Annotated in this window: 22 protein-coding genes and 1 riboswitch; of the genes, 9 read left to right on the forward strand and 13 right to left on the reverse strand. The window is 68.1% G+C overall.

Going from position 1 to position 24,425, the window contains the following annotated elements; translation table 11 throughout:
* Positions 1–426: 426 nt before the first annotated feature.
* On the reverse strand, positions 427–1,464 hold the full coding sequence (locus AB4Z47_RS17855; protein WP_441952117.1) for a GlxA family transcriptional regulator: 1,038 nt from the start codon (positions 1,462–1,464) through the stop codon (positions 427–429).
* A gap of 126 nt (positions 1,465–1,590) precedes the next feature.
* Here AB4Z47_RS17855 and AB4Z47_RS17860 point away from each other — a divergent pair, with 126 nt between their 5' ends.
* On the forward strand, positions 1,591–2,484 hold the full coding sequence (locus tag AB4Z47_RS17860; protein ID WP_441952119.1) for an NAD(P)-dependent oxidoreductase: 894 nt from the start codon (positions 1,591–1,593) through the stop codon (positions 2,482–2,484).
* A 156-nt stretch (positions 2,485–2,640) separates the two neighbouring features.
* Here AB4Z47_RS17860 and AB4Z47_RS17865 read toward each other — a convergent pair whose 3' ends face one another.
* Both AB4Z47_RS17865 and AB4Z47_RS17870 read right to left on the reverse strand, forming a co-directional pair.
* Complete coding sequence (locus AB4Z47_RS17865; RefSeq protein WP_441952121.1) at positions 2,641–3,858, reverse strand: NADP-dependent isocitrate dehydrogenase; 1,218 nt, start codon at positions 3,856–3,858, stop codon at positions 2,641–2,643.
* A 348-nt stretch (positions 3,859–4,206) separates the two neighbouring features.
* Positions 4,207–5,715 (reverse strand): MFS transporter, encoded by a 1,509-nt coding sequence (locus AB4Z47_RS17870; RefSeq protein ID WP_441952122.1) that lies wholly within the window; start codon positions 5,713–5,715, stop codon positions 4,207–4,209.
* A 128-nt stretch (positions 5,716–5,843) separates the two neighbouring features.
* Here AB4Z47_RS17870 and AB4Z47_RS17875 point away from each other — a divergent pair, with 128 nt between their 5' ends.
* The 3 genes from AB4Z47_RS17875 to metX all read left to right on the forward strand — a co-directional run bounded on the left by AB4Z47_RS17875 (position 5,844) and on the right by metX (position 8,363).
* Entirely contained in the window at positions 5,844–6,566 is a 723-nt protein-coding gene (locus AB4Z47_RS17875; RefSeq protein ID WP_441952123.1) for a TetR family transcriptional regulator, read from the forward strand.
* 52 nt (positions 6,567–6,618) lie between these two features.
* A riboswitch (SAM riboswitch) is annotated at positions 6,619–6,729 on the forward strand.
* 81 nt (positions 6,730–6,810) lie between these two features.
* Entirely contained in the window at positions 6,811–7,206 is a 396-nt protein-coding gene (locus tag AB4Z47_RS17880; protein ID WP_441952125.1) for a hypothetical protein, read from the forward strand.
* Entirely contained in the window at positions 7,203–8,363 is a 1,161-nt protein-coding gene (metX, locus tag AB4Z47_RS17885; protein ID WP_441952127.1) for a homoserine O-acetyltransferase MetX, read from the forward strand. Before AB4Z47_RS17880 ends, metX begins: the two co-directional genes overlap by 4 nt.
* 101 nt (positions 8,364–8,464) lie before the next feature.
* Here the strand turns inward: metX and AB4Z47_RS17890 are convergent, their stop codons facing one another.
* Positions 8,465–8,710 carry a DUF3017 domain-containing protein gene (locus AB4Z47_RS17890; RefSeq protein ID WP_441952128.1) on the reverse strand — a complete coding sequence of 82 codons (246 nt, stop codon included), beginning with the start codon at positions 8,708–8,710 and terminating at the stop codon, positions 8,465–8,467.
* 555 nt (positions 8,711–9,265) lie between these two features.
* Between AB4Z47_RS17890 and AB4Z47_RS17895 the strand changes: the two genes are divergently transcribed.
* Positions 9,266–9,688 (forward strand): hypothetical protein, encoded by a 423-nt coding sequence (locus tag AB4Z47_RS17895; protein ID WP_441952130.1) that lies wholly within the window; start codon positions 9,266–9,268, stop codon positions 9,686–9,688.
* A 233-nt stretch (positions 9,689–9,921) separates the two neighbouring features.
* Positions 9,922–10,386 (forward strand): tRNA (cytidine(34)-2'-O)-methyltransferase, encoded by a 465-nt coding sequence (locus tag AB4Z47_RS17900; protein ID WP_441952131.1) that lies wholly within the window; start codon positions 9,922–9,924, stop codon positions 10,384–10,386.
* Between the two features lie 54 nt (positions 10,387–10,440).
* Here the strand turns inward: AB4Z47_RS17900 and AB4Z47_RS17905 are convergent, their stop codons facing one another.
* From AB4Z47_RS17905 to AB4Z47_RS17930, 6 genes are all read right to left on the reverse strand, one after another.
* Positions 10,441–10,671 carry a DUF167 domain-containing protein gene (locus tag AB4Z47_RS17905; protein ID WP_441952132.1) on the reverse strand — a complete coding sequence of 77 codons (231 nt, stop codon included), beginning with the start codon at positions 10,669–10,671 and terminating at the stop codon, positions 10,441–10,443.
* Entirely contained in the window at positions 10,628–11,617 is a 990-nt protein-coding gene (locus AB4Z47_RS17910) for a DUF4349 domain-containing protein (RefSeq protein ID WP_441952134.1), read from the reverse strand. The genes AB4Z47_RS17905 and AB4Z47_RS17910 overlap by 44 nt, the downstream gene beginning before the upstream one ends.
* Positions 11,618–11,696: 79 nt before the next feature.
* Positions 11,697–15,206: an error-prone DNA polymerase gene (locus tag AB4Z47_RS17915; protein ID WP_441952136.1), complete on the reverse strand. Its 3,510-nt coding sequence runs from the start codon at positions 15,204–15,206 to the stop codon at positions 11,697–11,699.
* Between the two features lie 137 nt (positions 15,207–15,343).
* Complete coding sequence (locus AB4Z47_RS17920) at positions 15,344–16,039, reverse strand: MFS transporter (RefSeq protein WP_441952137.1); 696 nt, start codon at positions 16,037–16,039, stop codon at positions 15,344–15,346.
* On the reverse strand, positions 15,931–16,497 hold the full coding sequence (locus AB4Z47_RS17925; RefSeq protein ID WP_441952139.1) for an MFS transporter: 567 nt from the start codon (positions 16,495–16,497) through the stop codon (positions 15,931–15,933). Before AB4Z47_RS17925 ends, AB4Z47_RS17920 begins: the two co-directional genes overlap by 109 nt.
* Before the next feature lie 311 nt (positions 16,498–16,808).
* Positions 16,809–17,264, reverse strand: coding sequence for a hypothetical protein (locus AB4Z47_RS17930; RefSeq protein ID WP_441952141.1), 456 nt, complete (start codon positions 17,262–17,264; stop codon positions 16,809–16,811).
* A 222-nt stretch (positions 17,265–17,486) separates the two neighbouring features.
* Between AB4Z47_RS17930 and AB4Z47_RS17935 the strand changes: the two genes are divergently transcribed.
* On the forward strand, positions 17,487–18,461 hold the full coding sequence (locus AB4Z47_RS17935) for an SDR family NAD(P)-dependent oxidoreductase (RefSeq protein ID WP_441952142.1): 975 nt from the start codon (positions 17,487–17,489) through the stop codon (positions 18,459–18,461).
* Positions 18,462–18,506: 45 nt separating this feature from the next.
* On the opposite strand, the gene AB4Z47_RS17940 is transcribed toward AB4Z47_RS17935, so the two are convergent.
* Positions 18,507–19,262 (reverse strand): alpha/beta fold hydrolase, encoded by a 756-nt coding sequence (locus AB4Z47_RS17940; protein ID WP_441952144.1) that lies wholly within the window; start codon positions 19,260–19,262, stop codon positions 18,507–18,509.
* A gap of 197 nt (positions 19,263–19,459) precedes the next feature.
* Between AB4Z47_RS17940 and AB4Z47_RS17945 the strand changes: the two genes are divergently transcribed.
* Complete coding sequence (locus AB4Z47_RS17945) at positions 19,460–20,170, forward strand: class I SAM-dependent DNA methyltransferase (RefSeq protein ID WP_441952146.1); 711 nt, start codon at positions 19,460–19,462, stop codon at positions 20,168–20,170.
* Here the strand turns inward: AB4Z47_RS17945 and AB4Z47_RS17950 are convergent.
* The gene (locus tag AB4Z47_RS17950; protein ID WP_441952199.1) at positions 20,161–21,681 is read right to left on the reverse strand and encodes a DNA polymerase Y family protein; all 1,521 of its coding nucleotides are present in this window, start codon (positions 21,679–21,681) and stop codon (positions 20,161–20,163) included. The two genes, AB4Z47_RS17945 and AB4Z47_RS17950, sit on opposite strands and share 10 nt — an antisense overlap.
* Before the next feature lie 211 nt (positions 21,682–21,892).
* Complete coding sequence (locus AB4Z47_RS17955) at positions 21,893–22,651, reverse strand: hypothetical protein (protein WP_441952200.1); 759 nt, start codon at positions 22,649–22,651, stop codon at positions 21,893–21,895.
* Positions 22,652–23,224: 573 nt separating this feature from the next.
* Between AB4Z47_RS17955 and AB4Z47_RS17960 the strand changes: the two genes are divergently transcribed.
* Positions 23,225–24,346 (forward strand): serine/threonine-protein kinase, encoded by a 1,122-nt coding sequence (locus tag AB4Z47_RS17960; RefSeq protein ID WP_441952148.1) that lies wholly within the window; start codon positions 23,225–23,227, stop codon positions 24,344–24,346.
* Positions 24,347–24,425 lie beyond the last annotated feature (79 nt).

A 24,425-nucleotide genomic window follows, 5' to 3' on the forward strand; every position in this document is an offset into this window, starting at 1 on the left:
CAGGGTCACACGGTCATGTAACCGCTCGGCCGGCGGATCCGCTTCCTGGAGCAGACGTGAGTTCGACCACCGTGCCATCGAGAAATCATGTAGGCCGGCTTCGGAAGCCGCAATGCGGACGAACCTCCCGCAGGTGACAAGGTCTGCGCGTAGTCCCTGCCCCGGCAGCAGTAGGCGGCGGCTCCCGAGAGCGCAGGTCCGGTGAAGGACTCCGCGGGAGAATGCCGAGAACCGCGAGGGCGGCGCCTACGGTGGCGGGGTAGCCGAAGCCCTCGGCGATCACAACGCTGCCGAACCACGCGCCTGAAGCGTCAACGATATTCACTGCAAGACAACAGAATTCGCTGGTACGCGAGTGCTGAACGCCGCATCAGCGCAGCGCGTAGGGTACGCGCTTTCCGTCGCCGGACCGATGGGTCGAACGCTTCAGTCCGGCGCCGATCCATGCCAGGGGCTCCTACCCGCACCGGAACCCGCCGGTGAGCGCCGCTGGAAAGTGCGGCGGTATTCCGCCGGAGTAACCCCGATAACGCCGGAGAAGTGGCGGCGTAGGTTGGTGGCGGTGCCGAGGCCGCACATGCGGCTGATTCGTTCGATGCCGTAATCGGTTGATTCCAGCAGGGATTGGGCGTGTGCGAGGCGTTGGCCGAGCAGCCACTGCATCGGGGTCACGCCGGTGGACTGCTGCAGGCGGCGGTGGAAGGTGCGCTGGCTCATGTTGGCCTTGGCGGCGAGGGTCTCGACGGTGAGCGACTCGCCGAGGTGCGCGATGGCCCATTGCAGCACGGGGCCGAGATCGTCCTCCGCGCGCGCAGGAATGGTCAGGTCGACGAACTGCGCCTGCCCCCCGGAGCGGTGCGGCGGGATCACCATGCGCCGGGCCAGCCGGTTGGCGACGGCCGCACCGAGGTCCCGCCGGACCAGGTGCAGGCAGAGGTCGAGCGCGGCGGTCATGCCCGCGCTGGTGAGGATGTCGTCGTCGTCGACGTAGAGCACCGAGCCGTCGACCTCGATAGTCGGATAGCGCTTGGCCAGCAGGGGCGCGTGTTCCCAGTGCGCGGTGACCCGGCGCCCGTGCAAGATCCCGGCGGCGGCGAGGGCGAAGGTGCCGTCGCAGAGGGCGACTATGCGCGCGCCGCGGCGATGCGCTTCGACAAGGGCATCGAGCAGTCCCCGCGGCAATTCACGTTCGGCGGTGACGCAGTCCTGCGCGACCGAAGGGACGATGACCGTGTCGGCCTCCAGCAGTTCCCCCAGCCCGTACTCCGGCCGCAGGAACGCGCCGAAGCCCATCGGCTGCGCGTCCGTCGCCGACGTCACCGAGCAGACCCGCAGGTCGTACCAAGGGTCGGCCAGATCGGGCTGCGGTGTGCCGAAGATCGAGGCCACTACGCCCAGCTCGTAGAGATCCCAGGGGTGCAGGGCGCCGGGAGCGAGTGCCATCGCGACGGTTCGACCGGTCATACCACCAGCATGGCAGGAAGCGTTCGATCATGGGCAGTTCTGCCACTCACTGCACGCTGCCCGGAGCACCGAGACTGGTCTCCGGGCGTCCCACACACTCGAACTCACGAACCGACGGAGAAACCAATGAACGACAACCGGACTCCGGTGACCGTCCTCGGCCTGGGGCGCATCGGCACGACGATCGCCGAGATCTTCCTGCGCAACGGCCACCCGACCACCGTGTGGAACCGGTCCGCCGACAAGGGAACCCGGCTCGCGGAGCTGGGCGCACGACCGGCAGCGACGCCTGCCGAGGCGATCGGCGCGGGCAGACTGGTCGTCGTCGCGGTGGCCGACACCGGCGGGGCCGCCGCCCTGCTCGGCTCCACACCCGGCGGGCTGGACGGGCGCACCATCCTGAACGTTGCGACCGGACGCCCGGACGAGGCGCGCGAACTGGCCGGCACGCTCAGCGGCCGCGGTGGCTCCTTCCTGGACGGCGGCATCCTGGGCGTGCCGCAGACCCTGGGCACACCCGACACCCTGCTGATGTACAGCGGCTCTCCCATCGGGCAGGCCGAGCACGTCGACACCATCGCCGAACTCGGGAACGCGAAGTACCTCGGTGCGGACGCCGGCCTGGCTGGGCTGCACGACATGGCGGTGCTCGCGGGGATGTACGGCATGTTCGGCGGGTTCTTCCAGGCCGTCGCGATGGTGGGCAGCGAGAATTTCGCTGCGAGCGAGTTCACCGACAGCTTCCTGGTCCCGTGGTTCCGCGCACTGCTGGACATGCTGCCGGTGCTCGCCGCGGAGGTCGACTCCGGGGAGTTCCCGGTCAACTACTCCGACCTGGCGGTCAACCAGGCGGGGCTGGCCGGTATCCGGACGGCCAGCCGCAACCAGGGCGTGCCGACGGATCTGCTCGACCCGTTGCAGCGACTGTTCGACGCGGAGGTCGAACGCGGCAACGGTTCGGCAAGCTTCACCCGTGCCGTCGCCGGCCTGATCGGCAGCGGCGCGGCGAACCGGAACTGACCCCGAAAACAGTCCGGACACCCGTTCCACCGCAGGTGGGGCGGGTGTCCGATTCCGTTCAGCCCGGCGCTGGGTACGTACCCAGCGCCGGAGTCGGCCGAACATTATGTCTCGGCCCCGCAGCTCGGCGCCGAGACGGTTCGGCGCCGGGTCGGCTCAGCGCAGCGCGTGAGCCAGGTTGGCGTCCAGCGCGCCGAGGAACTCCTCGGTGCTCAGGTAGCCCTGGTCCCCGCCGACGAGCAGCGCGAGATCCTTGGTCATCTGGCCGCCCTCGACGGTCTTGATGACAACGTCCTCCAGGGTCTGCGCGAAGCCGATGACCTCAGGAGTGTTGTCCAGCTTGCCGCGGTGCTCGAGGCCGCGGGTCCAGGCGAAGATCGACGCGATCGGGTTGGTCGAGGTCGGCTTACCCTGCTGGTGCTGGCGGTAGTGCCGGGTGACGGTGCCGTGTGCGGCCTCGGCCTCACAGGTGCGGCCGTCCGGGGTCAGCAGCACGGAGGTCATCAGGCCGAGCGAGCCGAATCCCTGCGCGACGGTGTCGGACTGCACGTCGCCGTCGTAGTTCTTGCAAGCCCAGACGTAACCGCCCTCCCATTTCATGGACGAGGCGACCATGTCGTCGATCAGGCGGTGTTCGTAGGTGAGGCCGGCCGCGTCGAACTGGGTCTTGAACTCCGCGTCGAAGACCTCCTGGAAGGTGTCCTTGAACATGCCGTCGTAGGCCTTCAGGATGGTGTTCTTCGTGGACATGTACACCGGATAGTTCTGCGCGAGCCCGTAGTTGAACGACGCGCGCGCGAAATCCTCGATGGACTTCTTGAAGTTGTACATGCCCATCACGACGCCGCCGTCCTCGGGCATCTTCACGACCTCGTGCACGATCGGCTCGCTGCCGTCGTCCGGGGTGAAGGTGAGGGTGACAGTGCCGCCTTGGAACACCTTGAAATCGGTGGCGCGATACTGGTCGCCGAATGCGTGACGGCCGATGATGATCGGCTTGGTCCAGCCCGGCACCAGGCGCGGGACGTTGGAAATGATGATCGGGGCGCGGAAGATCGTGCCGCCGAGAATGTTGCGGATGGTGCCGTTGGGCGACCGCCACATCTTCTTCAGGCCGAACTCCTCGACGCGCGCCTCGTCCGGGGTGATGGTGGCGCACTTCACGCCGACGCCGTGCTTCTTGATGGCCTCGGCGGCGTCGATCGTGACCTGGTCGTCTGTCTTGTCCCGGTACTCGATGCCCAGGTCGAAATACTCCAGGTTCACGTCGAGATACGGGTGGATCAGCTTGTCCTTGATGAACTGCCAGATGATCCGGGTCATCTCATCGCCGTCGAGCTCGACGACAGTGCCTTCAACCTTGATCTTGGACATGGATCTTCGTGTCCTCCTAGGATGGTGCCCTTATTGCACGGCCAGGCGAACACGCTTGTGAGCGGACCCCAGCTGTTCCAACAGACAACGTATATGTCCCGCGTTGTCCGCGAGACTTCTGGTGCAAACAAGACAAGCGTACTGCTTCCGTGGATCTCACCGTGCGGGCAGCCCCCGGAGTGAGCCGGGCCACGATAGTTACCGATTGGTAGCTCAGCGGCATCTTCGCGGCGCGGGAGGACCGTAACCGTAGTGGTTCAGCGCGGCAACCCCTCGTATGGCGGTGAATCGGGGAAACGACGAGGTCCGCGCATCGCCGATGCGATACGCGGACCTCGTGCGAGCCGATCAGACCGCGACCGGAACCCGGGCGCCTTCAGCGCCTTCTTCGGAGCCTTCGATCAGATTCTCCGGCCGGTCCCGGATCATCAGGGCGATGACCGGGATGGCCGCGAGGAAGAACCCGGCGCCGACGTAGAAAGCCACGTCGTAGCTGTGGATCGCGGCGCGGGCAGCCAAGTTGTCGATGGCCGGATTGTTCGCCGCGAAGGTCTTCGCGACCTGCACCGAGATGGTGGTCAGCAACGCTGTGCCGACCGCGCCGCCGACTTGCTGCGCCGCGTTCAGCAGCGCAGAGGCCACACCCGAGTCCTCTTCCTCAACTTGATGCAGCGCAACGGTCTGCATGCCGACGAACAGCGGGCCCATACCCAGCGCGATCAGCGCCTGCGCGGGCAGCACACCCGCGAGGTAACTGTCGCCGAAGCCCAGTTGCGCGAGCAGCACCAGGCCGATGACCCCGAGCACGGCGCCGCCCACCATCAGCGGACGCGGCCCGAGCTTCGGCAGCAACGCGCTGGTGACGCCCGCGGAGATCGCGATGCCCGCCGGGAACGGCAGGAACGCGAAGCCGGCCTTCAGCGCCGAGTAGCCGAGCGTGACCTGGAAGTAGAAGCTCAGGAACAGGAACATCGCGAACATGGCGATCGGGATGAGCAGCGCGGCAAGGAACGCGCCACCCCGGTTGATCTCCCCAGGAATATGCAGCGGCAACAGCGGGTTCGACGAGCGCCGTTCGATCGCGACGAAGGCGATGAGCAGTGCCAGCCCCACGATGAGCAACGCGAGGGTGCTGCCCGCCAGCCAGCCGTCTTCGGCGGCACGGCTGAAGCCGTACACGATGGCGATCAGGCCCATCGTCACGGTGACGGCGCCCGGCACGTCGTAACCCCCGCTGCGCGGCGTCGGCACGTCCTTCACCACCCAGGCCAACGCGCCGAGCAACGCGAGGAACGCGACCGGCGTGTTGACCAGCAGGCACCAGCGCCACGACGCGTACTCGGTGAGTGCACCGCCCGCGATCAAGCCGAGCGCCGCGCCGCCCGCGGAGACGCCGGCGAACAGGCCGAAGGCCTTGGCGCGCTCACCGGGTTCGGTGAAAGTCACCGACAGCAGCGAGAGCGCGGCCGGTGCGAGCAGCGCGGCGAAAGCGCCCTGGAGCGCACGCCCAGCAAACATTTCGGCGCCATTCTGCGCGAGACCGGCCAGGGCGGAGGCACCTGCGAAGCCGACCAGCCCGATGAGCAAGATCCGGCGCCGCCCCAGGTAATCGGCCAGCCTGCCGCCCAGCAGCAGCAGGCCGCCGAAGATCAGCGTGTAGGCCGTGAGCATCCACTGCCGGTTGCCGTCGCTGATGTCGAGATCGCGTTGGGCGAACGGCAGCGAGATTGTCACGATCGTGGCGTCCAGAACCACCATGAGCTGGGACAAAGCAATCACCCCCAGCGCAAGCCAGCGCGCCGAACTGCCCTGTCTTTCCGGAACGTCTACCGCTTTCGCAGTCTCGGTCACCGTCATCTCCTCGTTGGTCGAAGTAGTGGAGCCATCCTGTCATTTGGCGACATTTGTCGTCAAGTGAAAAATGTCGCAATCAGACATTTGACGGTTTTAGACAGCACACTGGCAGATCGCGATACCATGTACGAATGCTCGAGTCATCAGCGCCGATCGGCGCGAGCGCTGCGGCGGACACCTCCGCGAGCCCCCCAGCGAACGCGGGGCAGCCCGGCCTGCGCGAACGCAAGAAGCAGCAGACCAGGTTGCGCATCATCGAGGTCGGTCTCGACCTGTGCGACACCCAGGGCTTCGATGCGACAACGGTTGAGCAGATCGCCCACGCCGCCGACGTCTCGCCGCGCACGATCAACCGCTACTTCGACAGCAAAGAGGACATCGTCCTCGGCCCGATCCAGGACTTCGGGTTCGCCGTCGCCGAGACTTTGCGCGGCCTTCCGGTCACCGGAAACGAACTCGGTGCGCTGCGCGAGGCGTTCCTACGCGTGGTCGACCAGGCTGCCGACGAAGGCAACACGGGACCGATCTCGTTCCGGCAGTTCCAGCAGATGCAGCGGATTCTGCGCAGCAGCCCGTCGGTCAGCGCGCGCAGCCTCGAGCATGCCGACGACAAGACCGCCGCGATCGCAGCCGTGGTGGCCGAGCGGCTCCGCACCGAGCCCGACTCGCCCGCGGTGCGCCTGATCGTCGGAACCTGGCAGCTGATCGGCCACGTCGGCATGGAGTGCTCGGGCGAGGTGTTCGGCCACGGCGACATTGCGAGCGCGGCCGCGGCAGGACGCGCCGCGCTCACCGACACCTTCGACGAATTCGTACGCACCTGCTGCGTCGCGCGAACCAGCGATGGCCAGTGAGTTCGCCAGAAGATTTCGAAGGCTGACCGCCTGCCAGCTATGATGCCGAAAAGGTCATGAGTGCCAGCGCCAAGCCCCGGCTCGCTGGCCGGCAACCCTCCAGCTGCGGTGGGGTGCTCCGGGTGATGACCTGGCTCCCGAAAGTCGGGAGCAAGCGCGCTCAGGAGGTCGCCGAAATGTGTTGTTGTTCACACGCACCCCGATAAGCCTCAGTACCGGCGAACACCTGCTTTGGAGCAAAACCATGAGTGAGTTCACCCCGCCCGCGGCCGGAGACTACCTGGCGCAGGTGTCGTTCGACACTGAGCAAATCCCCGTCGGAGAGGTTCGTTCCGGCATGATGAGCACTCGCGCGCACAGGCGGCAACTGGTCCCGAACGACACGGTCGCCGTGGTCGAGCCGCGCGACCGCTTCGGCGCAGGCAAGAAGTTCGTCGACGGATCGGCCCCGCAGAGCCATGTGGCTAACATCAGGGACGTGCGTTCTCTCGTGCTTCACCCGGCGTCGACGACGCATTCTCATTCGACGCCCAACGAGAGATCGATCTTCAGAGCTGTCTTCGGCCTGGTCTGCCTCGCAGTTGGTATCCAAGATATCGACGCCGACCCTCGTGCCGGTTTCGCGGCAGCGGCGTCGTGACCGTGCGTATCGAACCGAATTCCGCCCGTTCCTCCGGCGTGGTACTTCCACCTCCGGACGGGCAGCTCGGCATCATCGACATCGGGGATGTGCTGCTGGAGAGCGGGGCGGTCGTTCCTGATGTCCACTTGGCGGTGCAGCGTTGGGGTGAGCTCTCTCCCGCGCTGGACAATGTCGTGCTTGTCGAACACGCGCTGACCGGCGACTCGCACGTCGTCGGCAGGCCCGATGACATCCACCCGCTGCCCGGCTGGTGGGACGGGATGGTCGGTCCCGGCGCGCCGCTGGACACCGACGAATGGTGTGTGATCGCGACGAACGTGCTCGGCGGCTGCATGGGCAGCACTGGCCCGTCCACCCGCGCTCCGGACGGAAAGCCTTGGGGCGCACGGTTTCCGGAGATCTCGATCCGGGACCAGGTGACCGCGGAGGCAGTTCTGATGGACCTGCTCGGCATCCGGCGGCTCGCCGCCATCGTCGGCGGGTCGATGGGCGGCATGCGGGTGCTGGAGTGGATGGTCGGCGCGCCGGAACGGGTCGCCTCCGCGCTGGTGCTCGCGGTCGGCGCGCGCGCCACCGCCGACCAGATCGGCACTCAGACCACGCAGATCGCGGCGATCAAGGCCGACCCCGACTGGCAGGGCGGCGACTATCACGACACCGACCGCGCCCCGAGGGCCGGCATGGGCATCGCCCGGCGCATCGCGCACCTGACCTACCGCACCGAGTCCGAGCTCGACCACCGGTTCCAGAACAAGCCGCAGGACGACGAGGATCCGTTACGCGGCGGCCGCTACGCGGTGCAGAGCTACCTGGACCACCAGGCCGAGAAGCTGTGCAAACGCTTCGATCCCGCCACCTACGTGCTGCTCACCGAGGCGATGAACCGCCATGACGTCGGCCGTGGGCGCGGCGGTGTCGCGGCGGCGCTCGCGGCCACGCCGGTGCCCTGCGTGGTCGGCGGCGTCGACTCCGATCGGCTCTACCCGCTCTGGACCCAGCAGGAGCTGGCCGATCTGCTACCCGGCTGCGACGGGCTGGAGGTCGTGCACTCGCGCGACGGGCACGACGGTTTCCTCACCGAGGCGGCCGCGGTATCGAAGCTGCTGACCGAGACCATGCGGCTGGCGCGGATCGGCGTGCGGTCCGGACGCTGAGCTGCGACGTCGCCCGTGACGGGGCGTGTACGCCCGAATGCCAGCCGACACCGACACCGACACCGACACCGACACCGACACCGACACCGAGCATTGCCGCGCTAGCCGACACCCATGGTGTTGATCGTGACCGCGAGGAACACGATGCTCGAGCCGAGCAGGGTCAGCGCACCCACGTCGAACGGCTTGCTGCGCACCGCGAGCAGACCGACCCGCGCCGTCGGCAGGCACAGGCGGAACGCCGCGGCCAGCAGCGTCGCACCCCCGAAGAACAACGCCCCACGTCGCCACCGCTCGGAGGCGACGAACACCACCGCCACCGCAATCACCAGCGTGACAACGACCATCGGCAGATGGCATCGCAAAAACTGCGCACCCAGGCTTCTGCCGGACCGCTGCCCGGCGGTAGGAGTATCGGCATCGGTCACGGCCCGATTCTTCCAGACGCCTTTACACCGCGCCCCCGACGGGCATACGGCTTCTGTCCAAACCTTCGCCCCTCGATGGCTCACCCGATCATTTCGGATCCCACGCCCTACCTCGCCAGCGTCTCGAACGCACTCCGGGTCTGCCGCGCCCTTCGTTCGGTTTGTTCAGTTGTCGACGGCCGAACTGCCTGGACCCGGGACCGTGCCGTGTCTTCAGCCCATTCCGACCACGCCCGTGCGCTGATTCGGACTGCGCTGGACCAGCGACGGGAGCAGCCTTCGATGTCGTGAAGCCGCTCGGCGCGCCTCGGGTAGCTTCCTGTTCGGTTCCATCTGATATTCCCATGAGCATTCGCGGAACATGACGCCCGCGCGCGGTCCGGGATGCCGATTCCTGTGTGGGTTCAATGATGTTGTGGCCCAACTTGCTTGAATGTTCCAGAAATGTAGGCACGGGATGGCAGCATTCCGATCATGACCAATCGCCGACTCCCTCTTCTCACGCTTGCCACGCTCCCGGCTGTAGCGACGGCGCTCGCCTCTGGCACCACTGCTGCCGCAGACCCCGGGCTCGCACCCCCGGTGATCGAGGAGGTCTTTTCGCTGACTGGAACCGTGTCGGCGAAGTTCCACAACCCGAACACCCAGGGTGTGTGCTGGGTGTACAACGACGACACCGGGGAAATCTTCGGCGGCAACAACCCCACGTCCTTCGCCATCCCGAACGGCAAGATGGTCCAATCTTCGCTGGGGAACGGGAGTCTCCCGACCGGACAGATGCATGTGCGTGGCGCGTGTGCTTGGGAACGCCCCACCGGGAATCACGACTATGCGTCGACGACGGACGTCATCACCGTCGACGTGACCGGCAAGCCCAGCACGGGCAGCTTCGGCTAGATGCCGCCGCCGGGGCCTCGACTCATCCGCACCGGCACCTGATCAACTGGCCCGGTGTTCCATCTGGTGTTCCACGAGACGCACATCAGTCTCCGCAGACGGGCATCGACCGCTCATCAACGTCAAAACGAAGCTGCTGCTCCCAGTCCCGTCACCCCAAACCCCTCCGGCTACTGCCCGCGTGACCAACGCCCTATCGGATCGCACCGCGCAACCTGGTTGACTGGTCCGCTGTGTTCCACTTGATGTTCCACGAGCCGTGCATCCCGCCGAATACCGGCAACGCGATTCGGTTGGTCGCGGGGACCGGGTGCCATCTGCATCTGATCGAGCCGCTGGGGTTCGATCTGTCCGAGCCGAAGTTGCGGCGAGCCGGATTGGACTACCACGATCTGGCGTCGGTGACGGTGCACGCCGATTTGGCGGCGGCGTGGGAGGCGCTGCGCCCGGAGCGGGTCTATGCGTTCACCACCCAGGCCACCACCCGGTTCACCGATGTCGCCTACCGCGAGAACGATGTGCTGCTGTTCGGGACCGAGCCCTCCGGGCTCCCGGAGGATGTGCTCGCGGACCCTCGGATCACCGACCGGCTGCGGATTCCGATGCTGCCTGGACGCCGCTCGATGAATCTCTCGAACGCGGCGGCGGTGACGGTGTACGAGGCGTGGCGCCAGCTCGGGTTTCCCGGCGGGGTGTAGACCCCATGCCGGGTCCGAGGTGAAAAGCATTGCCCGTCAAGGGAATCCGGTCTGTCAGAGGCCGATCTCGAATCGTTTGAAGCGCGACGTGGCGCCAGCCGCCAGCCGGACCGCGGACCTGGGCACCCCATAGTGTTCGGCGAGCAGCTCGATCGCGGCCTTGTTGGCCTTGCCCTCGACGGCGGGAGCCCGCACATACAGTTGCAGGCTCCCGTCGTCGAGGGTTTCCACCAGCGGGCCCTTACGGCTGTTCGGCTTGATCGTCGCCCTTACTACCGTCGGCACCCTTGTCTCCTGCGCTGGTTTCAGCGCCTTGTGAGGGTTCGGCGCTGGTCGGGGGCTCCGCGGGAGCCGGTACCGATTCTCCCCCACCGCGCGCGGCCTTCCTATGCCGCGGCACCAGCCGGGCGATGCCCCACACCAGGGCGGCGATCACCAGCAGGAAGCCGAGCCACGGTATCGCCTTGCCGGTGAACACGACCGCGTCCTTCAGCCAGTCCACCAGCGAGTGCCAGCCGGAGACGATGCCATCCCAGAAACTGTCGGTGTCGTCGGACTTCTTGTCACCGGTGGTGATATCGATGGTCAGCGTGGACAGGGCGACCTGATCATCGAGATGCCGCTTCTGCGCCGTGAGGCTGTCGAGCTCACCCTGGCGGCTGGTCATCGCCTGCTCCGCGTTGAGCAGGTCGGCGGTGTTGGTGGCGCCCGCGATAAGCGCGCGTAGCCGGTCGACCGAAGCCTGTAGCGCCTTGATCCTGGCTTCCAAGTCCTCCCACCGCATGGTGACGTCGTCCCGATTGGTGCTGACCCGGGTGACGCGCCCGACGCCACCGAGGGCATCGATGAATGTGTCGGTCTTGTCGGCGGGCACCCGGACGGTGAGCGTGGCGCTCGGCTCGTCGTCATCGGTGCCGGGCTGCTCGGTGCGGCTGTCGATCCGGCCGCCCAGCTCGCGCACCCGATCGGCGATCGTGCCCGCGGCGGCGACAGGCGCGTCGGCGGTGATCTCGACGCTGCCGGTGACGACCTCCTTGCGCAGAGAAACCGTGTCACTGCCGGAGTTGTTGTCCCGCTTCGGGGGCGCCTGCTCACGTAGCCCGGGGGACACGACTGCGGGGGCGGGGCCAGTGGCTACCGAGGACGACCGGTCCTTCGCTGCGTCGTCGCCGCAGCCGACCAGCAGTGTCAACCCCAGCAGCCCGATAGCGAGCACAGCAAGCTTTCTCATGGAATCGCACAGTAGCCGCTCGCACTGCGCGAACAGCCCCGAATAATCCTTCTCCAGAACGCTTCCAGCCGTTCTCCGATCAGCGGAAGTCGCGCGATCTCGACTCCATCCGCAGATCCAAGCGCTGCAGGTGTTCGGCGACCACGCTGACCGCACCTTCGGCATTCTGCACCCGGCCGCGGATGAGCAGGGCGGGAGCGCCCTGGGCGAGACGGCGGTAGCGGCTCCACAGACCCACCGAGCAGACGATGTTCACCATGCCGGTTTCGTCCTCCAGATTGAGGAAGGTGACGCCCGCGGCGGTGGCGGGGCGCTGCCGGTGCGTCACCGCACCGCCCACCAGGACGCGCGAGCCGTCGGGGACGTCGAGCAGGCCGGAGGCTGGTGTGACGCCGAGGGCGTCGAGCCGAGAGCGCAGGAACTGGGTCGGATAGCTGTCCGGGGAGACACCCGTGGCCCAGACGTCGGCGGCGGCCATTTCCAGGTCGCTCATACCGGGCAGAGCGGGCGCGGTGGTAGCCGCGCCGGTGCCGGGCAGCCGGTCCGGACGTTCGCCTGCGGCGGCGCCCGCCGCCCACAGGGCTTCCCGGCGCGTGCTGCCGAGGCTGCCGAACGCACCGGCGGTAGCGAGGGATTCCGCCTGGGCGACAGTGAGTTCCACTCGTCCGGTCAAGTCGAGGAAGGAGATGTAGGGCCGCTCGCCCCTGGCGGCGACAATGCGTTCGGCGAGGTCGGTGCCGATATGGCGGACGGCAGCGAGGCCGAGGCGCACCTCGGTGCCCTTCGCTTCGAGGGTGGGTTCGCCGCGGCTGGCGTTGATGTCGGGGCCATGCACCGCGACGCCGTGCCTGCGGGCATCGGCGACCAGGGACTGTGGCGAGTAGAAACCCATCGGCTGAGCGCGCAGCAGACCCGCGCAGAAGGCGGCGGGGTGATGCAGCTTGAACCAGGCCGAGTAGAACACGATCGAGGCGAAGCTCTGCGAATGACTTTCCGGGAAACCGAAATTCGCGAAAGCATAGAGCTTCTCGTAGATGCGGTCGGCGACTTCGCCGGTGATGCCGTGCCGTTCGCGCATGCCCTGGTAGAGCCGTTTCCTCAGGCCGTCCATGCGTTCCGGAGACCGCTTGGAGCCCATCGCGCGGCGCAGCTGATCGGCCTCGACGGCGGTGAACCCGGCGACGTCGACGGCCATCTGCATGAGCTGCTCCTGGAACAGCGGAACGCCGAGGGTGCGTTCCAGCGAATTGCGCAGCGCCGGATGGTCGTAGACGATCTCCTCGGCCCCGTTGCGACGCCGGATGTAGGGGTGCACCGAACCGCCCTGGATGGGGCCCGGACGGATCAGTGCCACCTCGACCACCAGGTCGTAGAAGCTCCGCGGTTTCAGCCGGGGCAACGTGGCCATCTGCGCCCGCGACTCGACCTGGAAGACGCCCACCGAGTCCGCGCGCGACAGCATCTCGTAGACGGCGGGTTCGGCCAGATCCAACGTGTGCAGCTCGACGGTTTCGCCCTTGTGCTCGCGCACCATGTCGATCATGTAATGCAGCGCGGAGAGCATGCCGAGTCCGAGCAGGTCGAACTTCACCAGATCGATGGCGGCGCAATCGTCCTTGTCCCATTGCAATACGCTGCGGCCGGGCATGCGGGCCCACTCCACCGGGCAGACGTCGGCGATCGGCCGGTCACAGATCACCATGCCGCCGGAGTGGATGCCCAGATGCCGTGGCAGCCCCTCGATGTCGGCGGCCAGCTCCAGCACCTCGGCGGGAATGTCGGTGTTCGACTCGGCGCCGACCGCGGCGCGAGCGACGGGCTCGGAGGCGGTAGCTTGCGTAACCACGGAGGGCCCCGGGAGCGCCGCCGATTCAACACCGGCGCGAGCGACGGGCTCGGAGGCGGTAGCTTGCGTAACCACGGAGGGCCCCGGGAGCGCCGCCGATTCAACACCGCCCCAGCGGCTCACCTGCTTGCTCCACGCGTCCTGCTGGCCCGGCGAAAACCCCAGTGCCCGTGCGGCATCGCGCACCGCGGACTTGCCGCGATAGGTGATCACGTTGGCCACCTGCGCGGCGTACTCGCGGCCGTATCGGGCGTAGACGTGCTGGATTGCCTCTTCGCGACGGTCGGATTCGATGTCGACGTCGATATCGGGTGGCCCGTCGCGTTCCGGGGAGAGAAACCGCTCGAACAGCAGCTGGTTGCGCACCGGGTCGACATTGGTGATGCCGATCGCGTAGCAGACCGCGGAGTTGGCCGCCGAACCGCGCCCCTGGCAGAGGATGTCATTGTCTTTACAGAAGCTGACGATGTCGTGCACCACCAGGAAGTAGCCGGGGAACTCCAAGGCGTTGATCACCGCGAGTTCGTGCTCGATCTGCTCATACGCTTCTGGGTTGAGCTTCGGATGGCCATAGCGCCGCGCGGCGCCCGCGAGGGTGAGTTCGCGCAGCCAGGACTGCTCGTCATGTCCGGAGGGCACGTCGAACGGCGGCAGTTTCGGGGCGATCAGCTTCAGATCGAAAGCGCATTCGCGGGCCAGCGCCGCCGCGTTCGCCACCGCATGGGGACAGTCGGCGAACAGCCGCGCCATCTCCGCCCCGGAACGCAGATGCGCGCCGCCTGCCGGCGCCAGCCAGCCCGCCACCTCGTCCAGACTCTGCCGCGCCCGGATCGCCGCGAGCGCCATGGCTCGTCTGCGCTGCCCCGGCGCGGCGAAATGCGCTCCGGTACTGGCGAGCACGGGCAGGCCGAGGCGATCGGCCAGGGCGAGGAGGTGGGCGTTGCGCTCGTCGTCCTCCGGGATGCCGTGGTGGGTGAGTTCCACGCTCACCCGCTCGGTGCCGAAGCGTTCGGTCAGGTCGCGCAGCGCGGCCTCCGCGTGCACGAGACGTGTGCTCCCCGTGTGCAAGTCGCGCTCGAGCGCCTGGCGGAGGTGTCCCTTTCGGCAGCCGGTCAAGATGTGCCAGTGCCCCTCGGCCGCGGCGGTGAGCTCGTCCAGATCGTAGCGCAGGATGCCCTTCTCCCCCGCGGCCAGGTGCGCGGCCGCGATCGCACGGGACAGTCGGCGGTAGCCCTCCTGGCCACGGGCCAGCACCAGCAGATGCGGCCCGGCTGGATCCGGCGAGCCGGTACGCGCCGCCGAGTCGGCGGTGGCGTGCCCGCGTTCCATCGCAGGACCGCGTGGCTCGGGCTGGACGCCGAGCGACAGCTCGGCGCCGAAGACCGTGGGCATCCCCCACTCCTTGGCCGCCTCGGCGAAGCGGACGGTGCCGTAGAAGCCATCGTGGTCGGTGAGCGCGATCGCCTCCAGGCCGAGCCGCACCGCCTCTTCCACCAGTTCCTCCGGCTGGCTCGCCCCGTCCAGAAAGCTGTAGGCCGAATGCGCGTGCAGCTCCGCATACGGCACCGACGGTTCGTCGGCGCGCTCGACCGGCTCGGGCCGGTACTCGACGCGCTTGCGCGACCACGCCGGGCTGTCGCCACCGTCGCCGGGGTACCTGGCGTCCGGGTCGGCTCGTCCGGGCCGCCCGGACAGCACTCGCTCCATTTCCGCCCAGCTCGGCGGCCCGTTGCCCCAGCCCATACAGCACCTCCTTATACTCGAACATACATTCGAAACACAGGTGCTGTCTGCACATTCTCATCAACTTTCCGCATTGGAGAGCCTTGTCCGACTACCTGCACACATTGGGCCTGCGGCCATTCCGACGCATCGGACGCTCAACCGACCTGCGCGGATTCCGGCTCGGCCGGCGCTCGGGTGGTTTCGGTGGATTGCCGTCCGCTGAGCCCCACCATGGCGATCGCCGCGAGGCAGATTCCGGCGCAAACCCACATCAGCAGGCTCATGCCGCTCATGAAGGCGGATTGCACCTCGGCGAGCATCACGTTGTCGCCAATGCTGTGGGCGACGGCCACACCGGAGCCGACTCCCGCACTGATCGGCTCGTGGTTCAGCGGCCCGAGCGCCGAGTGATACCGCATGGACACCACCGTGCCCAGCACCGCCACCCCGATCGTGCCGCTGGCTTGGCGCAGCGCCGACAGCAGGGCGGAGCCTGCGCCCGCGCGTTCGGGGGTGAGCGCGCCTACCGCCAGCGCCATGGAGGTCGGCAGCACCAACCCGACACCCAGGCCGACCACCGCCATCCACACCGCGATGAACCCGTACGCGGTGCCGACATCCGTTGTCGCTCCCATCGCCAGACCGACGGCCAGCAGTCCGTACCCGATCACGAGCGTGGGCCGGACACCGAGCTTGTCGCTGAGCCCCTCCAGGAAATTGGTAGCGATGAGCAGGCCACCGATCATCGGCAGCATCCGCAGACCGCTACCGAGCGCGTCGACACCGAGAATCGCCTGAAAATACTGCGGAATGCTGAAGAACAGCCCGAACATGGCGAAGGCACTGAACAACTGGAACACCGTGCCCAGCCGAACCCACGGTCGCGGAACAGACCGATATCCACCAGCGGATGCGTCAGCTTCCGCTGCCACGCGACCAGGCCGACCAGCAACGTCACGCCGGCGACCGCGGTGATCCACGCCGGGCCGTCACCCCAGCCCTTCTCGCCGAACCGGATGAAGCCATAGGTCAGACCCACCAGACCGGCGGCCGACAAGACGACGCTGAGCGGATCGATCGGGCGGCGTACCCGACTGCGGGATTCCGGTACCAGCAGGCCGACCGCGACGGCGGCGATGACGACCGTCGGGATGTCGATAAGGAATACCGAGCCCCACCAGAAGGCCTTCAGCAGCAGCCCACCGACGATCGGGCCGAGCGGCGTCCCGAGCGTGACCGCGGTGATCCATACGGTAGTCGCGCGCCCACGTTCCGCGGCGTTGGGGAACAGCACGGGAATCATCCCCATCGACAACGCCAGTCTGGGCTGCTGATGGATTGGACAGCACCATTGCACCCGATTCAGCACGCCATGCTCTGCATCACCTGCGACATCATCGTCGCCGGAACTGGTCGACGCCCAGCACGAAGCGATGCGACTGCATCATGTACCCGGAAATCGCCAGCATGTCAGGGACTGGCGCGAGCAACTGACGCACATGCCGTCGATCAAATTCTGGTCACGGTACATCACGGTTTCCGGTGGAGTGGGCCGGAGCGCTTCGAACTGCCCACCCTCGGACCGGTGGCAAACTCGCGACCACATGCCGTACCGCAAGGTCAGGAGCCCGGGAGACGCTCCGTGCAACCGGCGGCCAGGGCTGCTTCGACGCTACGGAGCCGAGTCCGGATCAAAGCGCCGTAGGCGTCGGCGGCGAGGACGTCGAGATGCCCGCGAGCGATGGCCAGTTGCATCCGAGCCACCTCGAACTCACCGACGCGACGATGACTGTCGGCCAGGTTCAGATACAGCGAGGGAAGAAAACCGCGCAGACCTTCGTCGAGCGGAATTCCGGGCCCGAACACCGCGGCGAGCGCCCGCTGATCCCAGCGCAGCGCGTCGGCGGCCTCGTCCTGCAGGTCGGCCAAGTGGTGCGCGATCACGCAGCGGTGCAACGCGTCCGCGTGTTCACCGAGTTCGTTCCACAGCTTTTCCAGCGCCTGCCGCGCCGCCGTCGAGTCGACGCCACCGAGCCGCACCGCGGCAAAAACCTCCGCCATCCGATCGTCCGCCATGCGCCGAGTATCGCACATATGTTCGATTGATTCGAGGGCCGTTCGATCCGACTCGCCGCGCCGGAACCCCTTCATGCGCGGGGATCTCGAACACACCAACTGCGCCGATGCGACGCGCCGCCACTGTGAGAGCGGCTGATCCAGGGCGCGACCAAGACCACTTCGCGAGTAAACTTACTTCGAAGTAAGTTAATGCCGACTCGACCCTGCAAAGGAGCAGCGATGTCCGACGCATCCGCTGAGACCGCCGGCTTTCGCGGGCAGATCCGGCGATGGCGCCGCAACCGCGACCTAGCCGAACGACATGTCCTCATCACCGGAGCCTCGTCCGGGATCGGACGAGCCGCGGCGCTGGCCGTCGCGGGCAAGGGCGCCACCGTGTTCCTGCTCGCGCGCCGCGGCGACGAACTCGCCACCCTGGTCGAAGAGATCACGGCCGCAGGCGGCGTCGCTTACGCATACCCGTGCGACATCACCGATTCCGACTCCGTCGAGCACACCGTCAAAACCCTCCTGGACGAGCACGGCCACGTCGACATGCTGGTGAACAATGCGGGCCGATCCATCCGCCGCGCCATCCACCGCTCCACCGACCGGCTGCACGACTTCGAACGGACCATGGCGGTCAACTACTTCGGCGCGCTGCGGCTGACGCTGGCCCTGCTGCCACAGATGCGGGAACGCAAGTTCGGGCACATCGTCAACATCAGCAGCGCGGGCGTGCAGGTGGCCACACCGCGGTTCTCGGCATATCTGGCCAGCAAGGCTGCGCTGGACAAGTTCACCGAGGTGGCTGCCATCGAAACCATGGCCGACGGCGTCACTTTCACCACCATCCACATGCCGCTGGTGCGTACCCCGATGATCACCCCGAGCGGCGATCAGGGCCCCGCCGAGTCCCCCGAGTGGGCGGCCGCCACGATCGTGCGCGCACTGACCGAACGCCCCAAGCGCATCGACGTGCCGCTGGGCACCATCGCCGAATACTGCGCCCTGATCACCCCGAATATCCGCGACGGCATCCTGCACCGCTACTACCGCGCCCTGCCGGACTCCCCCGCCGCCAAGGGCGAGCACACGGAGCCTGCCGAACCCGCCGCCCCCCGACCGGAGCCATGGCCACAGTCGACCGCCCTCCGCGTCATCAACACAGCCCTGCGTCGAGCGGCCCGCTGGGTTCCCGGCACGCACTGGTAATCACGGGCAGCAGCGGCACCAGAATCCGGACGCCGCACACTGTGCTCAGCCCGCCAGGAATGGGCGGACCACTGCGGCGAATTCGTGGTAACGGTCGCGGTGAATGCTGTGGCCGCAGGTAAACGCCGCCACAGTGCAGTCAGGGATGCCGGCCTGCAGCGCGGCCAGCTTCTCCGGATCGACCATGCCGCCGGGACCGCCGCGCAGCACCAGCGTCGGCGCGGTGATGTCGGAGAGCCGGTCCCACCACTCCGGGTTCGGCTTGCGAAACTGCTCCAGCGCGGTCCTCGTCATGGACCGGTCGAACGTGAGCACCGCGCGCGGGTGCCTGGCCAGGCTCGACGAGGCGTGCCACAGTTCGGGCACGGTCGGGAAGCGGCGGGTCAGCCGCATTTCCTCGGCGCCGGACCGCAGTGGCAGCGGGCACTCCTCGATGACCAACCTGCGCACCAACTCCGGCCGCTCCTGCGCGACGCAGGACGCCGCGTAACCGCCGAGCGAATGTCCGACCAGATCGACCGAGCTCAGTTCCAGCCGATCGCAGAGTCGTAGCAGGTCGGTGCCGAAGTCGTCGAAGCGGTAGGAATCGGTATGCGAGCTACGACCGTGTCCGCGTAGGTCGGGAATGACCACCCGGCGCCCGGACCGCACCAGGACACGGGCGAACCGGTCCCAGGTATACCCGTCGCCACCCATGCCGTGCACCAGCATCACGGGAACGTCGCTGACCGCGCCCACCCCCGAATCCCGGTAGGCGATCCGCACATCTCCGAATGCCACCCGGTCCACCGTCAGATTCACGACTTTCGAGGATACTTGCCGTTATTCGCCCGGCGCGAGTGGTAGCGCGGATCACTCGAATGAGCTGCGGTGCCACCGAATCGGGCACGCCGAATGCCGAAGCTCCGGGTGGGCAACCCGTTTCGGCGGACAGCCCACCACGTACCCGGTCGGTAAATTCCTGGCGCGGAATCGAGTTCGGGGGAATACTCGCCCGCATGCCGTCCTTCGCCGATTTCGACCGTCGCCACTACCGCACCGTCGACGTGGCCAGCGGGTACGACGGATGGGCGCCGACCTACGAGCAGACGGTGCTGGACGAGATGGATCTCGCGCTGCTGGAGCGACTGCGACGGCTGGACCTCAGCCGGGTGCGGCGGGCGGCCGACCTGGGCTGCGGCACCGGGCGGACCGGTGCCTGGCTGCGGAAAAACGGGATCTCACACATCGACGGAGTCGACCTGAGCCCGGGGATGCTGGAGCAGGCCATCCAACGTGGGGCCCACACCACGCTGACCGAAGGCGACGTGCGGGCCACAGGGCTGACCGAGGGCGCCTACGACCTGGTCATCGCTTCGCTGATCGACGAGCACCTGCCGGAACTGGCGCCGTTCTACGCGGAGGCGTGGCGGCTGGCCGCGCCAGGAGCGCTGTGCGTGCTGGTCAGCTACCACCCGCAATTCATCATGGTGTCCGGCATGCCGACGCACTACACAGGCGCCTCTGGGGAGCCGGTGGCGATCAGCACGCATCTGCACCTGTTCAGCGAGCACATGTCGGCCGGGTTGTCCGCCGGGTGGGTGCTCACCGAGGTCGCCGAGGCGCTGGTGGACGACGCGTTCCTGACGCGGAAGCCGAAATGGGCGCAGCTGCGCGGACATCCGTTCACCATCGCGACGGTGTGGTCTCGCCCTTGGTTTCAGCCGTAGAGTCCTTCGGCGCGCCAGGTTTCGTCGTAGTAGACCAGCAGCAGCACCCGAACGTCGGAGCGCTCGCCGTCGAGCTGGACCTGTGCGCGGGCAGTGCATTCGACAGGGGTGTCGTCCGAATCCGGCGCCCACCAGCGTTCATCCACCGGCCACGGCCCCGCCCAGCCGGTCAGCCGCCACTGTCTGCTTCCCCAGCGCAGCAGCGCGGGATCGGCGTCGAACATGGCGCGGTCGGTGACTTTGACGGGGGTGCCGTCGGCGGCTTCCAGACGCACCAGCGGACGGTTCAGCAGGATCACGGCGGGCGCGGGCTCCGGCAGGCGGCCGGGCCAGGGCTGCGCGGGGTCGGCCGCGGGGACGAGTTCGTCACCCAGTGCGACCATGGTGATGCGCTCGGCGGGGCCGCGGCCGCCGCTGAGCACGCCGACCCGTACCGCTTCGCCGCCGAGCAGACCCTGCACCCGGATCAACGCGCGACGGGCCCGCTCGTCCTCCTCGCCGACCCCGCCCCACAACCCGAGTTGCAGCGCGCCCGCCGCGACCACTTCGACGGGTTCCAGCCGCAGGACGGTGATCGGCGCGGTGGGCCGTCCACCGCCCCGCCGGGTGAGCCAGCCGTCCAACTGCCAACGCACCCGGTCCGCAGTGCCCTCCGGCGTCAACGGCTCGGCGCACCGCCATATACGCGAAAGCTCCTCCCCCGCGTCGGTTTCCGCGAAAACCGACAGCCTGGTGCAGGCCAGCCCGGCATCCGCGAGAGCGGCGTGCAGGCGGGTGGCGAGCAGGCGACCGGCGAAGGCGGCAGCATCGACCCGCTCGATCGGCGGATCGCAGCGGTACTCCACCACCAGATCCGGCGGTGACCGCCGCGCGGACGGCGGACGTTCCGGCTCGGCCCGCGCACAGCGATGCGCGCGCACAGCGTCGGCGCCGAATCGGGAGGCGACCTCGGTCGTGGACAGCGCGGCGAAATCACCGACCCGGCGTAAACCCAAGCGGTGCAACAGATCGACCAGGTCGGCGCGCGCCGGCGTGGCCAGGCTCGGCTCGGCCGCGAGTTCGCCCACCGGCAGCGGTGCAAGAAACCGCGCCCCCGCACCGGCGGGCACGATCGCGGCACGGCGGGCCGCGATCACCGCCGTGGACAGCTCGTCGGCGATCCCGATCTGCGTCTCCACCCCGACCGCGGCCGCCGCGTCGATGAGACACTCGGCCGCCGCCTCCTCGGACCCGAAGAACCGCGCCGCACCGCGCGCACCGAGCACGAGCAGCCCTGGGCGCAGCACCTCCACTCCGGGCACCGTCGCGGCCACGGCCGCGACCACCGGCTCGAACAGTCGCGCGTCCCGATCCGGATCCGCTTGCGCGAGAAACAGCTCGGGGCATCGTGCCTGCGCCTCCCTCCGCCGCAGCCCACGGCGCACGCCCTCCGCCCGCGCGATCGCCGAACACGCCACCACCCGGTTGGCGAACAGCACCGCCACCGGGCGCGTCGTGGGGAGTTCCGCCATCGCCGCGGCAGCGACCGCGGGCCAATCCGGACACCACAGGGCGAGCACCCGCTTCGAGCTCGGCCGAATCACCGTCCCGCACCGCATTCGTCGATCGCCACGCCGCTGCCTGCACTACCCACATCTCCGACCGCGCTGGTGACACCATCCGCCCCAACGAACACCGACCAGCCGAAAAGCCGATTGCCACGTAGAGGTCGACTGAGGAAACTCATGACACCGCCTCGCGCGCCGCGGCCGTTTCTACTGTTCGAGCGGACTTCTCGTGCAGCACCCATTCCACGCGCCCCGCGTTCGGGCACAACTCGAGCCGCCCGCGCCGCGGCGGTCCCGCCTTGCCGCGCACCTCGACCGCGAGGCCGAGCGACCGCAGCCGCCCGCGACCGCGGCCGAGACCGACGTAGCCCGCGATGCGGGCATCGAGCTGGAGAGACGCTCCGGACCAGCGGCCGTCGGTGACCACGAGGGTGGCACCCTTGTTGCGGGCGCGGGCCGCGATGACCCGGGTGCGGGCGGGCGGGACGGCGGTGCCGCCGAGCCCGAGCACGATCAGGTCGAGCCCGTCGAGCAGCACCGCGGCCACCTCCACCGGGTCCGGGCCGGGGTCGGCGACCACGGCCAGCCGCCGCAGCTGAGCCCCCATCTCCACCGCGGCGAGCAACCCGAGCCGGGGCATCCCGACCACCGCGGCATGACCGCCGCCCTCGGTCACGGCGGCGAGCAGACCGGCCAGCAGCGAACTCGCCCCCGTATACGCCACGACGGAGCCCTTGACCAAGCCACCACCGGGCAACAGTGGCGCGAGCGCAGGCGGCACCGGCAGCACCTCCTTGCGCAGTTCGGCGCCGAGCGGGACCCGCTCCGCCGCCAATTCGCCGCGACCGGGTACGGCGGCGATGCGTCTGCGCAGTTCAGCCAGCGAAGGCGGGTCTTCATGCCGGGTTCCGCGCGGCATCGCGCCCCGGCTCATCCCCTCCTGCGATGTCGCATCCGAACCCATCTCTACCACCCACTTCCCACGATGGACCCGAGGCGAAGCATGCGGAGCGACCCTCGCGATTCGAGAGGCCAGCACCGATCCAGCTATCGATCTGTATCGAATATACGTTCGATATCGACCCAGTAGAAACCGACCCCCAGGTTTCGTCAAGAGCCCCGACCCACGACTCCCGATTTCGCAACGAGTCCGTTGCCCCCCACGCACCGATCGAGGCCGAGGGGGCGGCCCCAGCACGCTGCTCGTGATCGATCACCGGTATGCCGTACGCGGCCAGGCCGGCGAGCACAGTGCATGTCTCTTCGGCACCGACGACCACGCGCTTCGATCGCCGACTGCGTGGGCATTCGCGGCTGCCCGATGCGGTGGGAATCCGGCGCGTGCCCGGCTACGACACCAGCTCACCGTTCATCGGTATGGTGAGTGGCACGCATCCGAACCGGTTGCCCCAAGGATAGGTGTGGCAAGCCCGCAGTACCCCATGTCTCGTCCCGGCGTGGGCCCGAATCAGGCCCGCTAGCCTCATTTTCCGCTACCCTCGCACCCGTGACGGAACGCGCTCGCCCCACTGTCGGCCCCGATTACCTCGTCGCAGGCCGTTATCGTCTGCAGTCGAAACTGGGCGGCGGCGGCATGGGCGCGGTCTGGCTGGCGCACGACCGCCTGCTCGACCGGGACGTCGCGATCAAACAGGTCCTCACCACGGCCGGGCTCGACGAGGAAGAAGCCAACGCGGTCCGCAACCAGATCATGCACGAGGGCCGGGTCGCGGCCAAGCTCTCGCATGAGCACGCGATCGGCGTGTACGACGTGGTGCTGGAGGCCGGTGAGCCCTGGCTGGTGATGGAGCACCTGCCCTCGCGCAGCGTCGCGAAAGCGCTGGCACTGGTCGACACGCTGCCGCCGATCGAGGTCGCGCAGATCGGCGCGCAGGTCGCCGATGCACTGGCCGCCGCACACGCCGCAGGCATCGTGCACCGAGATATCAAGCCGGGCAACATCCTTGTGGCCGACCGGGGCCCCGTCGTCGGTATGGCCAAACTCAGCGACTTCGGCATCTCCCGCGGTGCGGGCGATCTGTCCGACGAACCGGACGGCGTGATCACCGGCACCCCCTCCTACCTCCCACCGGAGGTGGCGCGCGGCGCGCAGCCGATCAAAGCCAGCGACGTGTTCTCGCTCGGCGCAACGCTCTACACCGCGATCGAAGGGCAGCCGCCGTTCGGTTTCGACGAAAACAGCGACGTCATCGTCCAGCGCGCCGCCATGGCGCAGATCATCCCGCCGAGCCGCAGCGGCGTGCTCACCCAGGCACTGCTGCACATGATGGAGCCCGCGCCGCAGCGACGTCCCACCATGGCCGAGGCGAGGGATGAAATCCTCACTGCCGCTTTCGGTCCCGGCACCGGACCGTACATCCTCGGTGCTCCGGTACGAACCGAAGACGGAACCATCCCCGCCTGGGCAGCACGCAATTCCGCATCCGGCCTGCGCAGCCCCCACTCTGCTCCGCTCCCCCGCCCGCACCGCAACCCCGTCGGAGCCACCGCGGCCGCCCCACCCCAACGTGCCAAGACCTCCCAGCCGAGCAATGCCCCGCTCGCCATCGCCGTAGGCCTCCTCATCGGCCTGATCATCATCATCGCCATCATCGTCGCCGTCATGTAGCCCGCGGGCCGCAGCGCCCTGCATGCCCCGAGATGGACTCTTCGCATACCTGGTGGGTCCTCCCCACGCCCGGCGGCAT

This window comes from Nocardia sp. 2TAF39, from assembly GCF_052114905.1.
In the GTDB taxonomy this organism is placed as follows: domain Bacteria; phylum Actinomycetota; class Actinomycetes; order Mycobacteriales; family Mycobacteriaceae; genus Nocardia.

Bases quoted from the DNA above. Each gene is read 5' to 3' on its own strand.
- AB4Z47_RS17930 (WP_441952141.1), bottom strand. From the start codon at position 17,264: ATGGCGGACGATCGGATGGCGGAGGTTTTTGCCGCGGTGCGGCTCGGT.
- AB4Z47_RS17925 (WP_441952139.1), bottom strand. From the start codon at position 16,497: ATGGGGATGATTCCCGTGCTGTTCCCCAACGCCGCGGAACGTGGGCGC.
- AB4Z47_RS17855 (WP_441952117.1), bottom strand. From the start codon at position 1,464: ATGACCGGTCGAACCGTCGCGATGGCACTCGCTCCCGGCGCCCTGCAC.
- AB4Z47_RS17945 (WP_441952146.1), top strand. From the start codon at position 19,460: ATGCCGTCCTTCGCCGATTTCGACCGTCGCCACTACCGCACCGTCGAC.
- AB4Z47_RS17890 (WP_441952128.1), bottom strand. From the start codon at position 8,710: ATGGTCGTTGTCACGCTGGTGATTGCGGTGGCGGTGGTGTTCGTCGCC.
- AB4Z47_RS17950 (WP_441952199.1), bottom strand. From the start codon at position 21,681: ATGGCGGAACTCCCCACGACGCGCCCGGTGGCGGTGCTGTTCGCCAAC.
- AB4Z47_RS17915 (WP_441952136.1), bottom strand. From the start codon at position 15,206: ATGGGCTGGGGCAACGGGCCGCCGAGCTGGGCGGAAATGGAGCGAGTG.
- AB4Z47_RS17935 (WP_441952142.1), top strand. From the start codon at position 17,487: ATGTCCGACGCATCCGCTGAGACCGCCGGCTTTCGCGGGCAGATCCGG.
- AB4Z47_RS17870 (WP_441952122.1), bottom strand. From the start codon at position 5,715: ATGACGGTGACCGAGACTGCGAAAGCGGTAGACGTTCCGGAAAGACAG.
- AB4Z47_RS17955 (WP_441952200.1), bottom strand. From the start codon at position 22,651: ATGAGCCGGGGCGCGATGCCGCGCGGAACCCGGCATGAAGACCCGCCT.
- AB4Z47_RS17865 (WP_441952121.1), bottom strand. From the start codon at position 3,858: ATGTCCAAGATCAAGGTTGAAGGCACTGTCGTCGAGCTCGACGGCGAT.
- AB4Z47_RS17880 (WP_441952125.1), top strand. From the start codon at position 6,811: ATGAGTGAGTTCACCCCGCCCGCGGCCGGAGACTACCTGGCGCAGGTG.
- AB4Z47_RS17910 (WP_441952134.1), bottom strand. From the start codon at position 11,617: ATGAGAAAGCTTGCTGTGCTCGCTATCGGGCTGCTGGGGTTGACACTG.
- AB4Z47_RS17875 (WP_441952123.1), top strand. From the start codon at position 5,844: ATGCTCGAGTCATCAGCGCCGATCGGCGCGAGCGCTGCGGCGGACACC.
- AB4Z47_RS17895 (WP_441952130.1), top strand. From the start codon at position 9,266: ATGACCAATCGCCGACTCCCTCTTCTCACGCTTGCCACGCTCCCGGCT.
- AB4Z47_RS17860 (WP_441952119.1), top strand. From the start codon at position 1,591: ATGAACGACAACCGGACTCCGGTGACCGTCCTCGGCCTGGGGCGCATC.